General features: G+C 33.7%; 14 protein-coding genes. 12 read left to right on the top strand and 2 right to left on the bottom strand.

Annotated features, from left to right (window positions below; all coding sequences use genetic code 11):
* Positions 1–38 precede the first annotated feature (38 nt).
* Positions 39–1073 carry an Sfum_1244 family protein gene (locus V4D31_RS04510; RefSeq protein ID WP_353687048.1) on the top strand — a complete coding sequence of 345 codons (1035 nt, stop codon included), beginning with the start codon at positions 39–41 and terminating at the stop codon, positions 1071–1073.
* The gene (hypD, locus tag V4D31_RS04505; RefSeq protein WP_353687047.1) at positions 1070–2128 is read left to right on the top strand and encodes a hydrogenase formation protein HypD; all 1059 of its coding nucleotides are present in this window, start codon (positions 1070–1072) and stop codon (positions 2126–2128) included. Before V4D31_RS04510 ends, hypD begins: the two co-directional genes overlap by 4 nt.
* Here the strand turns inward: hypD and V4D31_RS04500 are convergent.
* Entirely contained in the window at positions 2125–2547 is a 423-nt protein-coding gene (locus V4D31_RS04500) for an OsmC family protein (RefSeq protein ID WP_353687046.1), read from the bottom strand. The two genes, hypD and V4D31_RS04500, sit on opposite strands and share 4 nt — an antisense overlap.
* 50 nt (positions 2548–2597) lie before the next feature.
* Here V4D31_RS04500 and folK point away from each other — a divergent pair, with 50 nt between their 5' ends.
* The 6 genes from folK to V4D31_RS04470 all read left to right on the top strand — a co-directional run bounded on the left by folK (position 2598) and on the right by V4D31_RS04470 (position 8258).
* Positions 2598–3050 carry a 2-amino-4-hydroxy-6-hydroxymethyldihydropteridine diphosphokinase gene (gene folK / locus V4D31_RS04495; RefSeq protein WP_353687045.1) on the top strand — a complete coding sequence of 151 codons (453 nt, stop codon included), beginning with the start codon at positions 2598–2600 and terminating at the stop codon, positions 3048–3050.
* Between the two features lie 99 nt (positions 3051–3149).
* Positions 3150–4049 (top strand): manganese-dependent inorganic pyrophosphatase, encoded by a 900-nt coding sequence (locus V4D31_RS04490; protein WP_353687044.1) that lies wholly within the window; start codon positions 3150–3152, stop codon positions 4047–4049.
* Between the two features lie 29 nt (positions 4050–4078).
* A complete protein-coding gene (locus V4D31_RS04485) occupies positions 4079–5008 on the top strand; it encodes a MoxR family ATPase (RefSeq protein ID WP_353687043.1) in 930 nt (309 codons plus the stop codon).
* A gap of 113 nt (positions 5009–5121) precedes the next feature.
* Positions 5122–5862 (top strand): DUF58 domain-containing protein, encoded by a 741-nt coding sequence (locus V4D31_RS04480; RefSeq protein WP_353687042.1) that lies wholly within the window; start codon positions 5122–5124, stop codon positions 5860–5862.
* On the top strand, positions 5834–7684 hold the full coding sequence (locus V4D31_RS04475) for a DUF3488 and transglutaminase-like domain-containing protein (RefSeq protein WP_353687041.1): 1851 nt from the start codon (positions 5834–5836) through the stop codon (positions 7682–7684). The genes V4D31_RS04480 and V4D31_RS04475 overlap by 29 nt, the downstream gene beginning before the upstream one ends.
* A complete protein-coding gene (locus tag V4D31_RS04470; protein ID WP_353687040.1) occupies positions 7665–8258 on the top strand; it encodes an L-threonylcarbamoyladenylate synthase in 594 nt (197 codons plus the stop codon). Before V4D31_RS04475 ends, V4D31_RS04470 begins: the two co-directional genes overlap by 20 nt.
* Here V4D31_RS04470 and V4D31_RS04465 read toward each other — a convergent pair.
* Positions 8244–10352 (bottom strand): bifunctional (p)ppGpp synthetase/guanosine-3',5'-bis(diphosphate) 3'-pyrophosphohydrolase, encoded by a 2109-nt coding sequence (locus tag V4D31_RS04465; protein ID WP_353687039.1) that lies wholly within the window; start codon positions 10350–10352, stop codon positions 8244–8246. The two genes, V4D31_RS04470 and V4D31_RS04465, sit on opposite strands and share 15 nt — an antisense overlap.
* A 38-nt stretch (positions 10353–10390) precedes the next feature.
* Between V4D31_RS04465 and murA the strand changes: the two genes are divergently transcribed.
* From murA to V4D31_RS04445, 4 genes are all read left to right on the top strand, one after another.
* Positions 10391–11641 (top strand): UDP-N-acetylglucosamine 1-carboxyvinyltransferase, encoded by a 1251-nt coding sequence (gene murA, locus V4D31_RS04460; RefSeq protein WP_353687038.1) that lies wholly within the window; start codon positions 10391–10393, stop codon positions 11639–11641.
* A 65-nt stretch (positions 11642–11706) separates the two neighbouring features.
* Positions 11707–12096 carry a glycine cleavage system protein GcvH gene (gene gcvH / locus V4D31_RS04455; protein ID WP_353687037.1) on the top strand — a complete coding sequence of 130 codons (390 nt, stop codon included), beginning with the start codon at positions 11707–11709 and terminating at the stop codon, positions 12094–12096.
* A complete protein-coding gene (lpdA, locus tag V4D31_RS04450) occupies positions 12096–13418 on the top strand; it encodes a dihydrolipoyl dehydrogenase (RefSeq protein WP_353687036.1) in 1323 nt (440 codons plus the stop codon). Before gcvH ends, lpdA begins: the two co-directional genes overlap by 1 nt.
* On the top strand, positions 13415–14611 hold the full coding sequence (locus tag V4D31_RS04445) for a DUF401 family protein (RefSeq protein ID WP_353687035.1): 1197 nt from the start codon (positions 13415–13417) through the stop codon (positions 14609–14611). The genes lpdA and V4D31_RS04445 overlap by 4 nt, the downstream gene beginning before the upstream one ends.
* Positions 14612–14621: the final 10 nt, after the last annotated feature.

Here is a 14621-nt window from a genome sequence, read left to right as displayed (position 1 = left end):
AATTCAAGAAAAACCTTCCAATATGGTATGATAAAACTATGTTAAATCCAGATTTTTTAAAAACAGTAAGTTTTAATTGCGATGTGTCAGATGCCAATTACTGGGGTTATTTTTCAATCTGCACACTACTACTTCGTCTTAGAGAGCTTTTCAAAATTGAAAGAGGACTTGAACCATGGGATAGGATAAGCAATGATGAGATACTTCCGTGGATTGAAAGAAAAGAAGCAGTCTGGAAAAAGCTTGAAAATGCCTCTTTAATTCCAGTTCAAATTAATGGTAAATTTTATTCACCCTTCGATATTGAAGAAATAAACAGCATTATTGTAAACAATGGCTTTGTTTACGGAGCTGGTTTTGCCTTATTTATGAAACCGAGCTTTTTTATTGGCTTAATTCACAGATTTGAAAAAGTTGAGGGGTATGATGTTTATTTCATTGAAAAAGAAATTGTAAGAGATATCTTTTCCTCGCCAGGGATGAGTGTTGGTCATACAGTTTTCATAAGATTAACAGATATAAAATACAGGTTATGGGAAAATTTGCAGAGCTGGAGGGGGAAAAACAGTCATGAATTTCTCTTAAAATCTGGAATTTTCCATGAATATCAAATTTCTTCTAAGGAATTTCAAAAGATTATTGATACATATTCAAAAATAGTCCTTTATCACGAAATAGCAGAACAGGAATTGAATTCCTCTTGCTGGAATGAAATGATAAAAAAATGTGATAATTCAAAAACAGAACATATCTTAAGAGGAATTTTAGACTTTGTTGCTGATTTCTCAGAAAAAGGACCTGTGCATAAAGCCTCTCTTGAAAGAAATAAAGAGCTTCTCAGTTTATACATACTTACGCAAGGTGCTTATCAAAAGAAGATACTTAACAATGTTTTTTTGCAGATACAACAAGCACTCATCTCAGAGGACTGGCAGAAAATTGAAGAAATAAGAAATATAGAGTTTAACAGATGGAAGAATAATCATAAACAAATACTGGAAATTTTTAAATTGCAAGGCTTTGATGGAGTTAAAACTCTAACTGATAAAATATTTGAAGGAGGAATAAATTGAAAGAATTTATTGAAACAATTGAAAAACTATCAAAAAAAATCCAAAGACAGATAAATCTAATGGAAGTCTGTGGAACTCATACAGTATCAATATTCAGACATGGCATAAGAAGTTTGATCCCTTCAAATATAAAACTGCTGAGTGGTCCTGGATGTCCTGTTTGCGTAACTCCAATACAAGACATTGACAGAATGCTTTACATCGCAAAACAGCCCAATGTGATTCTTACAACCTTTGGAGATATGATGAGGGTGCCGGGAAGCGATGGCTCTCTTTATAAAGCAAAAGCTGAAGGAGCTGATGTTCGAATGGTTTACTCCCCATTGGATGCATTAAAAATTGCTCAGGAAAATAAAGATAAAAAAATAGTATTTTTTGCAGTAGGATTTGAAACAACCTCACCTCTTATAGCAGCTACAGTTGCCGTTGCAGAAGACAAAAAAATTGACAATTTTTACATTTATTCAGTTCATAAATTAGTTCCACCAGCACTTGAAGTTCTGGTAAATACAAAGGAACTCAAACTTGATGGGTTTATTCTCCCGGGTCATGTAAGCACAATAATTGGGAGTAAACCATATGAATTTATTGTATCAAAATACAAAAAAGCTTGCGTAATCACAGGATTTGATGCCGATGATATTTTGCAGGCAATAACTATGTTACTGAAACAAATTTTAGAAGATGACCCAAGAATAGAGATACAGTATAAAGATGCTGTAAAACCGGAAGGTAATCCAAAGGCAATTGAATTTATAAACATGTATTTTGAACCATTTGATAGCAACTGGCGAGGCATTGGAGTAATTCCTAAGAGTGGTCTTAAACTTAAGAAAGAGTATTCACATAGAGATGCTGAAAAAGTTTTTGATATTCCTCCAATCAACTCAAAGGAACCAAAAGGATGTCAATGTGGAGCTGTCCTGAGAGGAGTTAAACTCCCACCTGAATGTCCTTTATTTGGAAAAATCTGCACTCCTCAGAATCCTGTTGGAGCATGCATGGTCAGCTCAGAAGGAAGCTGTGCAGCCTATTATAAATATGGAGGAAATTAATCTACATTAACAATTTTGTATGAATGAATTATCTTTGCCGAATGCTCTAAAGTTGCCTTAACAGAGCAGTATTTTTCCATGCTCAGTTGAACAGCTCTTTTTACAGCCTCTTCTGAAAGATTTTTCCCTTTAATGATAAATTCAATTTCTATTTCAGTAAATCTTTTTGGATATTCTTCAGCCTGCTTCCCTTGAATATTTATCTCTATATCTCTTACATCCTGCTTTTTCTTTGCAAGAATTGAAGCAATATCCATGCCACTGCATCCTCCCAATCCAACAAGCAATAGCTCCATTGGACGCATCCCTGTATTTTCACCACCATAATCTGGACTTCCATCCATAACAATAGCATGACCTGTGCCAGATTGTCCTACAAACTGTAATCCCCCTGCCCATTTTACCTTTGCCTTAAGCATAAAATCCTCCTTGATGAATTTTTTTAATTTTACCATTAAAATAATTTTTAATGCATAGAGTTTTTCTTTCTATAGGCTCAAATATCGGTGAAAAGGAAAAAAACTGTCTTCAGGCTATTGCCATTCTTGAACAGTCAGGGTTGATTATTAATAAAAAATCTTCCATTTATATTACAAAACCTTGGGGATTTAAAAATCAGCCAGATTTTGCAAACATGGCTGTTGAAGCATTTACTGATTTTGATCCTCGGGAACTTCTTCAATTAATTAAAAAAATTGAAAAACAAATGGGACGTAAGAGCACAATAAAATATGGTCCAAGAATCATAGACATAGACATCATTTTTTACGATAATCTTATCTATGAAAGTGAAAACCTGAATATTCCTCATCCATTGATGCATAAAAGATACTTTGTCTTAAAACCACTGGTAGAAATAGCTCCGGATTTTGTTCATCCTGTTTTGGGTTTAACAATAAAAGAGCTGTTTGACAATCTTTAATAATTCTATTTTAAATTTTAATGGCTTTTTTCTTGACATTTTGCTGTTGAAATTGTCAAAATTTTACAATTTTAAAAAAATTTTAAGGAGGGGAAAACTATGAGTGATATTTATGTCATCGGCCATAAGGCACCAGACACAGACACAGTGTGTTCAGCGATTGTTTATGCAGGGATTAAAGGTTACAAGCCAGCAACAGCAGGACCAATTAATGAAGAAACAGAGTTTGCATTAAAACAATTTGGAGTTGCTGCACCTGAAATTTTAGAAAATGCCTCTGGTAAAACACTTGTATTAGTGGATCATAATGAGCCTGGTCAGAGGGTTGATGGAGCAGAAAAAATACTTGCAATCATTGACCATCACAAGATGAATTTTAATTATCCTGATCCAATCTTTATTCATGTTGAGCCTGTTGGAAGCACAGCAACAGTTATTGCAAAAATGTTTCCCAATGAAGTAAAAGCAAACAAAACATATGCTGGATTGCTTCTAAGTGCAATTCTCTCTGATACAGTTATCTTCAAATCTCCAACAACTACTGAAGAAGACAAAAAAATAGCTCAGGAGCTTGCCCAAGTAGCAGGAGTTTCAGACATTACAAAATTTGGAGTTGATCTCAAAAAGGCAAAGGCAAGCATTAAAGGGAAACCAGTTGCTGATGTTGTTCATGTTGACTTCAAAGATTATGACTTTAAGGGTAAAAAAGTTGGCATTGGTCAGACAGAAGTTGTTGATATTGAAGAAGTTTATGAGCGCAAGGATGAATTTGTTAAGTATCTTAATGAGCTTAAAAACAGCAAAGGCTATGACATGGTAATATTTATGGCAACTGACATTATAAAAGAAGGAACAGAACTTTATTATGTTGGCAATTCTGCAATAATTGAAAAAGCCTTTAATGTTAAAGTAAGCGGTCCTTCTGTATGGCTCCCCGGTGTAATGTCCCGTAAAAAACAGGTAGCACCACCTGTTGAAAAGGTTTATCTGGAAGGTTAAAATAAAAGAGGGGGTTAATCCCCCTCTTTATGATTGGAAAAATAAAGAATCAAAAAATTCTTCAGGTTGTTGAAAATCTTCAAAGTTGCCTTCAGGGTAAAGAAAAGGCGATCATTCTTTCTTTAATTGCCATATTTTCAAAAGGGCATCTTCTTATAGAGGATTTTCCAGGACTTGGTAAAACCTCTTTGGCTATCGCTCTGTCAAAAGCTTTAAATTTAAGCTTTGGCAGAATTCAATGCACAAATGATCTTCTTCCAACAGACATTACAGGGCTTTCAATTTACAGTAAGAATACTTCTGATTTTGAGTTCAAACCCGGTCCAATTTTTAATAACATTGTTTTGGTAGACGAAATAAACAGGGCAACACCAAAAACTCAGTCTGCTCTTCTTGAAGCAATGGCAGAAGAACAGGTTACAGTTGATGGAAAAACCTTTAAACTTCCAAAGCCATTTTTTGTAATCGCAACCCAGAATCCAATTGAAATTTATGGAACATTTCCTCTGCCTGAAAGCCAGCTTGACAGATTTATGATGAAAATAAGCATTGGTTATCCAGACAGGGAATCAGAAAAGCAAATTCTTAAAGAAGGAAGTTCAAGAGAAAATTTATATAAACTTAGTCCTGCCATTGAAAAAGAAGAAATAATAAAAATTCAGAATGAAATAAAGCAGATTTATATCTCTGAAAAAATCATTAACTGGATTATTGATTTTGCTCACGCTACAAGACAGGATAGCCGAATTCTTTTAGGCATTTCTACAAGAGCTGCTCTGGCAATTACTGTTACTGCAAAAGCCTATGCATATTTTAGTGGAAGAGACTATGTAATTCCCGAAGATGTAAAAGAAATGATTCCCTTTGTGGTGCCTCATCGCGTTATACTTAGAGAAGAGGAAACATCAAAACAAGAGGTGATATCATCAATCTTGCAAAATATTTCAACTCCACCGTAAAAATTACAAATACTGGCTGGATATATATTGCAATCACTCTTTTAATAGGCTTTGGAGCAGTGAATACAGGAAACAATCTATTGTTTTTGATAGTTTCTTTTCTCTTGAGTATTATGGCTTTGAGTGGTATTGTTTCCTTTTTTAATCAAAAAAATATTGAACTTTCCATATTGCTTCCAAAGGATATCTTTGCCTTAAGACCTGCAAGTTTCAGAATAAGAGCAAAAAATAAATATTTTTTCGGACTTTTTCTTTTAAGAATCAAAGTTTTTAATGAGGAAGCAGTTATTTCTTACCTGAAAGGAGAAAAAATTTTTATTGTAAATTTAACATTTCCTGAAAGAGGCAAACATACTATCAATGAAATAATAATTTCATCATACTTTCCCTTTTATTTCTTTAGAAGAACAAGAGCTCTTCCAGTAAACCTTGAATTTACAGTATTTCCCTATCCTTTAAAATGTGATATATCCTTTTTGATTGCAGAAGGAAAAGCAAAGATAGATTCAACTATTTCCAAAGGAAAATCATATGAAGGTGAAGTCACTGGAGTGAGAGCTTACAGTCATGGAGATCCCCTAAAATACATCCACTGGAAAGCAACTGCTAAAACATCTTCTCTTAAAACAAAAGAGTTTTCACCTCCTGCAGGAAACCCTGTAGTTGTTAATTTAAGCGATTTTTCAGGTAACCTTGAAGAAAAAATCAGTAAAACAACCTATGCTTTAATTGAGCTTACAAAGATGGGAAATCCTATAGGATTAAAGCTTGACAATGAATTTTATCCTCCAGAAACAGGACATTCTCACTTAAGGAAAATGCTTTATGCTCTTGCAGTTTATAAATCAAAGTAAAGCTCAGAATATAATTTTTATGCTCAGTATCACAATTGCACTGATACCTTTTACAGCTATCTTCTCATACATTTCTACTTATGTGAATTTTATATTTCTCTTGATAGTTATTGTTTCTATATTTTTACATATAAAAAAAATTTTTTTACCTGTATGGCTACTTAATTTCATATCCATTGGCTTAATTATTATGCCCTTTTTAAGTTTTTCATTAGAGGATATTCTTTTGCCATCAATAGAGGCTTTGACGCTCATTCTTTCAATAAGATTTCTTAGCAAAAAAAGCTCAAGAGAGTATTTACAGATTTACCTTCTTTCCCTGCTTTTACTTGGAAGTTCTTCACTTTTTAATATTTCATGGATATTTCTCATAAGAGTTCTTCTGATGCTTGTCTTCACAATTTTTGCCATCTTGCTTCTTACATACATGAAGGAAGTTAAGGAAGATTTTATAAATTTTGAGAAATTTATAAATCTTTTTAAAGTTGCCATCTTTATCTCCGTTGTCTCAGTTCCTTTAAGTGCATTATTTTTTATTATTCTGCCAAGGACGCCTGTTCCCCTTATGGATATAGGTTTTAGCAAAACAAAAACAGGATTTTCTTCCACTGTAAATCTTGGTTCTGTAAGTGATATAGAAGAAGACAAAACAATCATAATGAGAGTAAAGATGGAAAGATTATCTCAGGAACTTTACTGGAGAGTAATTACATTTGATAACTTTGATGGTAAAAGATGGCATAAAAGAGTTTCTGAGAAAGATAGTGCTACCATTTATGGAGAAAAAATAAACTATAGTGTAACTTTAGAACCACTCACAGAACAGTATCTTCCAGTGCTGGATTATCCATTAAAGATTTACATGCCAGATGCTGCTCTTGAGTATCCAGGAATTTACAGAATGAAATTTTCACCTGAGAAAACAATAAAGTACTCTGCCACATCTTTTGTAAATTATCATTTAAAAGAAGCTTCTGTTTCATCTGCTTATCTTGAAATTCCTGAGATTGTCTCAGAAAAAATTATAAATCTCACACAAAAAATTACATCGCAGGCATTAAGCAAAAAAGAAATAGCAGAAAGCATATTAAAATATTTAACTAATTATCAATACACTTTGAAGGATCTTCCAACAGGTGACAATCCTGTTGAAGATTTTTTATTCAACAAGAAAAAAGGAAACTGCGAATACTTTGCAACAGCTATGGCGTTAATGCTCAGAATTAAAGGTATTCCATCAAGAGTTGTGGGAGGATTTAAAGGAGGAACTTATAATGAATTTGGAGGATATTACATAGTAAGAGCCTCTGATGCTCATTTATGGGTTGAGGCATGGATTGATGGACAGTGGCATAGATTTGATCCATCAGGGAAAATGTATAGAACTCATGAGTCTGTTATTTTCCATCTAATTGATTATCTCTGGAACAATATTGTTCTTGATTATGATATAAAGGCTCAGTTTAAATTAGCAAAATCCATAAAGATTCCAAAGATTAAAATTACCAGAGAAATTCTTTTAATTATACTGGCTACAGGTATTTTTTATGGCTTTCTTAAAATCTATCAATATTTCAACAAAAAAAGAGACCTGTTAAACAGATTTTTTAGTATAATGGAAAAAAAGGGATTTGAAAGAAAAAAATATGAAGGATTGGAAGAGTTTGTTTCTAAAATAGATAATTCTGAAATAAAATTGAAAGCGGAAAAATTTGTCAAAGAATACGAAAAAATATATTTTAAAGATAGAGAAATTTCAAAAGAAGAACATAAAAAACTTAAAGCATTACTTGAAGAATTAAATGAAACTCGTAAGAACTGAAGAAATAAACATAGAAGAAGTTCTTAAAATTCTTGACAATAATGGGATAATAATCTATCCCACTGAAACTCTTTACGGAATAGGAGCAAAATATAACAGCAAAAGAAATCTAAAAAAAATTTTTGAAATCAAGAAAAGACCAGAAGAAAAAAGCTTTCCATTGATTGTAAATTTAAAACATCTTGAGATGGTTGCTGAATTTATACCCTCTGTAGCACAAAAGCTTATTGAAAAGTTCTGGCCTGGTCCTTTGACCCTGCTTTTACCTGCAATAAAAAATCTACCTGAAGAAATAACAAAAGATGGAAAAATAGCAGTCAGAATGCCAGGAGAGTCTTTTGCATTAAAATTAATTCAACAATCTCCATTCCCTATTACAGCAACTTCGGCAAATATTTCAGGTTTTCCTCCAGCAGACAGCATTGAAACTGTAATTGAGTATTTCAAAGAAGCACCTATTGATCTTATCATTGATGGAGGGAAACTCCCTGGAATACCTTCAACAATTGTAGATACAACAGTTGAGCCTCCCGTAGTAATAAGAAAAGGTGCTGTGGAGCTATCTTTTCACTGATAAAACTTCGCTGATCTGTGATATTTTATTGATAATATCTGAAAGATGTGCTCTGTCTTTTACTTCAATAGTAAAATCAATTAGTGCTCTTTTGTCAGATGTGGAGTTAGCTTTTACCTGAGTTATATTAACCTGATTTGTCGACAAAAGCCCTGTAAGTGTGGCAAGAATACCTGGTTTATCAACGCATTCTATGCTAATTTTTGTTTGAACTTTTGAACTGTCATCAGCTGTCCAGAATACCTCTATTAATCTATCAGGCTCCATATGCTTAACATTTATGCAATCTTTTCTGTGAACTGAAATGCCCTTTCCTCTTGTAATAAAGCCTATTATTTCATCTCCTGGTACAGGCATGCAACACTTTGCTATGTGATATAAGACTTCATCTACTCCTTTAAGAGAAATAAACTGTTTATGGTCTTTTCTATTACTGGTTTTTTTTGCAATAACAAATTCTTCCTGTGGAATCTCAGGAGACAATCTATTTACAACCTGATGAACAGATATTTTTCCGTGTCCTATAAGAAGATACAAATCTTCCACAGACTGAACAGAAAAATCCTGCAGCACTTTTTCAATTTTTTCATTTTTAAGGATCGCTGTTTGAATTCCCTGTTTACGCAACTCTGCTTCAAGTAACTGCTTGCCTATGTCAATTCCCTGTTGTCTTTCTTCCTGTCTGAGAAAATACTTTATTCTGTTTTTTGCTCTCTGAGTAACAACAAATTGTAACCAGTCTTTTCTTGGTTTTTGATGGGGGCTTGTTATTATTTCAACCACATCACCACTTTGAAGTTGATAATTAAGTGGAACTATTCTCCCATTAACCTTAGCGCCTGCACATTTAGCTCCTACTTCAGAATGTATTGCATAGGCAAAATCTACTGGTGTTGAACCAACTGGAAGTTCTTTCACATCTCCTTTTGGTGTGAAAACATAGATTGTATCAGGCACAACCTCAGCTTTTACTGCATCAAGAAGTTCTTTTGGATCAGATATCTCTTTAATTAAATCCCTGAGCCATGAGACAAGCTTTGCTTCTCTTTCAGTTAAATCCTTTCTTTCTTTATACCTCCAGTGAGCAGCGATACCCTCTTCAGCAATTATATCCATCTCCTCTGTTCTAATCTGAAATTCCACTCTTTCTCCACCTGGCCCTATAACAGTTGTATGAAGGGACTGATAATAATTTGATTTTGGAAGACTTATAAAATCTTTAAATCGTCCTGGTATCAGTGTCCACAGGGAATGAATAATACCTAAAATATCATAACAATGAGGCACTGTATCAGTAATAATCCTTATTCCTATGACATCATAAACCTGCTCAAAAGAGATTTTTTGTTTAATCATTTTCTGATATATTCCAAAGTAGTGTTTTACTCTTCCATATATCTTAAAGGGAATATTCATTGCTTTAATTTTCTCTGAAAGAATTTTTATAACATTGTCAATATATGCTTGCTGATCTTCCTTTCTTTTTGCTACTTTTTTAACAAGGTCCTCATATTTCTCAGGATAAAGAACCTTAAAAGAAAGATCTTCAAATTCAGTGCGCATCCATCCAATTCCAAGTCTGTTTGCAAGGGGAGCATATATCTCAAGGGTTTCCTTTGCTATTCTTTTCTGTTTTTCTACAGGAAGAAACTCAATTGTTCTCATATTATGCAATCGATCAGCAAATTTTATTAAAATAACTCTTATATCCTTTGACATAGCAAGGAACATCTTCCTGAAACTTTCTGCTTGAGCCTCCTCTACAGTAGAAAACTGAAGTTTACTTAACTTTGTAACAGCATCTACTAAAAAAGCAACATCAGGATTAAAAATTTCTTTTATATCATCAATTGTCATTTCAGCATCCTCAACAGTATCATGAAGAAGTCCTGCAGCAATTGTGGTTGAGTCAAGTTTCATATCAGCAAGTATATCTGCCACAGCCAGAGGATGGTATATGTAAGGAATTCCTTCTTTTCTTATCTGAGCACAATGAGCTTCTCGTGAAAAAATATAAGCCTTTTTAATAAGCTCAATATTTGCATGAGGTCTATACTGTAAAACCTTTTTAATTACATCATCTATTGTAAGCATATTTTCTTAACCTCTTATTTTAGTTTAATATATTTAACATGGATAAGCTACTTATTTTTGGTGGAATGCCATTAAAAGGAACAGTTACAATAAGTGGAGCAAAAAATGCTGCCCTTCCAATCATGGCATCTACCCTTCTTGCTCAAGGAGTGCATAATCTAAAAAAAATTCCAAGACTAAAGGATGTTTTAACAATGACAGAACTTATAAAAACAATGGGAGGAACAGTTGAATTTAATGAGATTTGTAAAATAGACACAACGGGAATAAATAAGTTTGAAGCCTCTTATGATTTGGTCAAAACAATGCGAGCATCAATCCTTGTGCTTGGACCTCTTGTAGCAAGATTTGGTAGAGCAAAAGTCTCTTTGCCAGGGGGATGTGCAATTGGAGCAAGACCTGTAAATCTTCATTTAGCAGGGTTGGAAAAAATGGGAGCTAAGATATCCCTTGAAGAAGGTTACATAATTGCCAAAGCATCAAGACTTAAAGGAGCAAAAATATATTTTGACATTCCAACAGTAACTGGAACAGAAAATCTCATGATGGCTGCAACACTGGCAAAGGGCATTACAGTTCTTGAAAATGCTGCAAAAGAGCCAGAAATTGTTGACCTTGCAAACTATTTAATACTCATGGGAGCTAAAATACAAGGTGCTGGAACAAGCATTATCCAAATAGAAGGAGTAAACGAACTTAAACCTCCTCATGAATACGAAATTATTCCTGACAGAATAGAAACAGGCACATTTATTGCAATTGCTGGAGCCTGTGGGGCAGATATAACACTTAAAGGATGTAGAATTGACCACATTGATGCTATAATGGTGAAAATGAAAGATGCTGGAGTAAGTTTTAAACAAACAAAAGATGGCTTGAGAGTAATTGGACCGAAAAGAGCTCAGGCTGTTGACGTAAAAACAATGCCTTATCCAGGATTTCCCACTGATATGCAGGCACAGTTTATGGCAATGATGACTATTGCTAATGGAACAAGCATAATAAAAGAAACGATCTTTGAAAACAGATTCATGCATGTGGCAGAGCTGAGAAGAATGGGAGCAGATATAACAGTAGAAGGTAATACTGCTACAGTTCGTGGAGTAAAAAAACTCAAAGGTGCTCCTGTAATGGCAACTGACTTAAGAGCATCAGCTTCACTTGTGATAGCAGGGTTAATTGCTGAAGGAGAAACAATTATTGACAGAATTTACCATCTTGACAGGGGTTATGAAGAACTTGATAAAAAGCTCATTCAACTTGGTGCAGAGATAAAAAGAATAAAATAGACTTGACAAATTATTTCCTGTCAAATTAAATAATCAGAATAAAAACTTTTTCAAATGGAGGGAAAATGACCTTAGAAAATTACAAATTTCACAAAGAGCATACCTGGGTGAAACTATCAGGTAGAAGTAAAAAAGTAAAAGTTGGAATCACTGATTATGCACAGGAATCTCTTGGAGATATTATTTACATTGAGCTTCCAGAGGTTGATACCCATATTGAAGCAGGTACTGAAATGGCAGAGATTGAGTCAACAAAAACATCTTCTCCTGTAATAGCTCCAGTAAACGGCACAGTAGTTGAAGTAAATGAAGAATTAATTGACCATCCAGAAATTATTAACGAAGACCCTTATGGAAAAGGCTGGATTGCTGTTATTGAAATGGATAATCCTCAGGAATTGGAAGAGTTAATGGATTATGAAGAGTATGAAAGTTATCTTGAAGAAGAAAGATAATGAAAGCCACTGTAATCGGAGGAGGTCCTGCTGGTTATGTCTCTGCCCTTGTTATGAGAAGACTGGGGGCAGAGGTATTTCTTATTGAAAAAGAAGAAATTGGTGGAACTTGCCTTAATAGAGGATGCATTCCTACAAAAACAATAATTCATAATCTTAAACATGCTTGTTCCTCAATTGACTTAGAGATTTTAATGGAAAAAAAAGACAAAATTGTGGATACTCAAAAAAAAGGACTTATGATGCTGCTGAAGCAAACAGGAGTAAAAATTGTTCAATCAGAGGCAGAATTAGTTAATCCTAAAACAGTGTTTTTAAAAAACACGCAAGAAACAATTCAGGCAGACAAAATAATCATTGCTACAGGATCAAGGCCTCGAGAACTTCCAATGCTTAATTTTGATGGAGAAAAAATACTCTCAAGTGATGATCTATGGATGCTTAAAAAAATACCTAAATCAATTACAATAATTGGTGCAGGAGCCATAGGATGTGAATTTGCATGGATATTTTACCTTCTTGGAAGCAAGGTAACTCTTGTAGAGCTAATGCCAAGAGTCCTACCAATGGAAGATGAAGATGTCTCCAAGGAAGTAGAAAAGCTCTTTAAAAAAAGAAAAATAGAGTTTTACACTGCAGTAAAAATTGAAGATTTAAAAAAGATGGATAATTCAGTTCAGATAACCCTCTCAAATGGAAAAATTGTTACATCAGAGATTGTTCTTGTCTCTGTTGGAAGAGCTTTTAATACTGAGTGCATTAAAACTTCTGAAATCAAGATTGGCAGTAAAAAAGAGATTGTTGTAAATGAAAGAATGCAAAGCAATGTTGAAAACATCTTTGCAGCTGGTGATGTTACAGGACAGTGGTTACTTGCACATGTAGCCTACAGAGAAGCAGAAGTAGCTGCAAAAAATGCTATGGAATACAATGAAAAAATGGACTACAGCGTCATTCCTTCAACAATTTTTACAGTTTCAGAAGTTGGTTCAGTGGGATTAAAGGAAAAAGAAGCAACAGAAAAAGGAATCAATATTAAAAAAGGAATTTTCCCATTCAGAGCCTCTGGTAAAGCTCATATTATTGAAGAAATTGATGGATTTGTAAAGGTAATTGCAGATAGGGATTCTGACACTATTGTTGGAGCTCACATTGTAGGAGCAGATGCTTCTGAACTTATTCATGAACTTGCAGTTGCTGTAAAACTTAAAGCAAAAGCAAAACAGTTAAAGGATTTAATTCATTCACACCCTACTCTTTCTGAATGCGTTGGTGAGGCACTGAAAGACCTTTTTGATGAGGCAATTCACAAAATAAAATGATTGATATCCTCAAAGTTTCTTTTATTTTTCTTTTTATTCTCTTTTTGCTCAGAAAGAAAATAAGTATTGGATATGCTCTATTAGCTGGTTCTTTGATATTTTTAATTTTTTATTCCTTTGACTTTAAAAGTTTACCATACAAACTTATCAAAAGTTTTACTTCTTCTACTTCCATAAACCTTTTTCTCTCACTTACTCTTATAAAATCCTTTGAGTATGCTTTAAGACAAACAGGATTAATGCAAAAAATGACAGAAGCATCTCAAACTCTGCTTACAAATAAAAAACTTTCAATACTTTCAATGCCTCTTATAATTGGAATGTTACCATCCCTTGGAGGTGCTTATCTTTCAGCACCGATGGTTGATTCAGCCACCAAAAATCTTGAGATGTCAAAGGAAGAAAAAGCATTCATAAACTACTGGTATAGACATCCATGGGAGCTTGTTCTACCTCTCTATCCTGGAGTGGTTCTTGCATCAGCTATTTCAGGAATTTCCTTAAGAAAACTCATACTGTTAAATCTTCCAGCTGCTTTAATTCTCTTTATTTCAGGTTTCTTCTTAAGCATGCATGGAGTAAAGAATGAAAAAAAAGCAAGTAAAAACGTTTCTCTTAAAATTTTATCAAGCTTTACACCAATAGTTCTGGTTCTTCTGCCTGTAATAATTTTCAAAATTGACCTTTTCATTGCTCTTATAGCAAACATTTTGATAGTATGCCTTTATCATAAAAAAACAATTAAAAAAACTCTATCAATCATAAAATATGGCTTTACCTATGATGTTTTCCTGCTTGTTGCTGGAGTAATTATTTTTAAAGAGATGCTTCAAGCCTCAGGTGCTGTAGATGGAATAGCTAAAGCAATAACCCAATCTGGAATTCCCTACCTGGTTGTTTTTATAACACTTCCTTTACTCATCGGACTTATTACAGGAATAAGCATAGGATTTGTTGGAAGCACATTTCCTTTGCTTACGCATCTAAAAGAAACATTACCCTATGAAATCTCCATTGCCTTTGTGTCAGGATATGTAGGAGTACTTCTGTCTCCTCTTCATCTTTGTTTGATTCTTACAAGAGAATACTTTAAAGCAGATATGATAGGAATTTACAGAAAAATCATTTCTGGTTGCATTGTAATATTTTTTGCTGCATTGATTGAATTTGTTGTTTTGAGATATTATAGTTAAACTCTATTTA

It is taken from the genome of Thermodesulfovibrio sp. 3462-1 (assembly GCF_040451425.1).
GTDB lineage: Bacteria > Nitrospirota > Thermodesulfovibrionia > Thermodesulfovibrionales > Thermodesulfovibrionaceae > Thermodesulfovibrio > Thermodesulfovibrio obliviosus.
The sequence above is the reverse complement of the archived record's forward strand: the minus strand, read 5'-3'. Positions and strand labels throughout refer to the sequence as shown.

Excerpts from the sequence above, each read along its gene's own strand:
- V4D31_RS04510 (WP_353687048.1), top strand. The coding sequence starts at position 39 with ATGTTAAATCCAGATTTTTTAAAAACAGTAAGTTTTAATTGCGATGTG.
- V4D31_RS04500 (WP_353687046.1), bottom strand. The coding sequence starts at position 2,547 with ATGCTTAAGGCAAAGGTAAAATGGGCAGGGGGATTACAGTTTGTAGGA.
- folK (WP_353687045.1), top strand. The coding sequence starts at position 2,598 with ATGCATAGAGTTTTTCTTTCTATAGGCTCAAATATCGGTGAAAAGGAA.
- V4D31_RS04490 (WP_353687044.1), top strand. The coding sequence starts at position 3,150 with ATGAGTGATATTTATGTCATCGGCCATAAGGCACCAGACACAGACACA.
- V4D31_RS04485 (WP_353687043.1), top strand. The coding sequence starts at position 4,079 with ATGATTGGAAAAATAAAGAATCAAAAAATTCTTCAGGTTGTTGAAAAT.
- V4D31_RS04480 (WP_353687042.1), top strand. The coding sequence starts at position 5,122 with ATGGCTTTGAGTGGTATTGTTTCCTTTTTTAATCAAAAAAATATTGAA.
- V4D31_RS04475 (WP_353687041.1), top strand. The coding sequence starts at position 5,834 with ATGCTCTTGCAGTTTATAAATCAAAGTAAAGCTCAGAATATAATTTTT.
- V4D31_RS04470 (WP_353687040.1), top strand. The coding sequence starts at position 7,665 with ATGAAACTCGTAAGAACTGAAGAAATAAACATAGAAGAAGTTCTTAAA.
- V4D31_RS04465 (WP_353687039.1), bottom strand. The coding sequence starts at position 10,352 with ATGCTTACAATAGATGATGTAATTAAAAAGGTTTTACAGTATAGACCT.
- murA (WP_353687038.1), top strand. The coding sequence starts at position 10,391 with ATGGATAAGCTACTTATTTTTGGTGGAATGCCATTAAAAGGAACAGTT.
- gcvH (WP_353687037.1), top strand. The coding sequence starts at position 11,707 with ATGACCTTAGAAAATTACAAATTTCACAAAGAGCATACCTGGGTGAAA.
- lpdA (WP_353687036.1), top strand. The coding sequence starts at position 12,096 with ATGAAAGCCACTGTAATCGGAGGAGGTCCTGCTGGTTATGTCTCTGCC.
- V4D31_RS04445 (WP_353687035.1), top strand. The coding sequence starts at position 13,415 with ATGATTGATATCCTCAAAGTTTCTTTTATTTTTCTTTTTATTCTCTTT.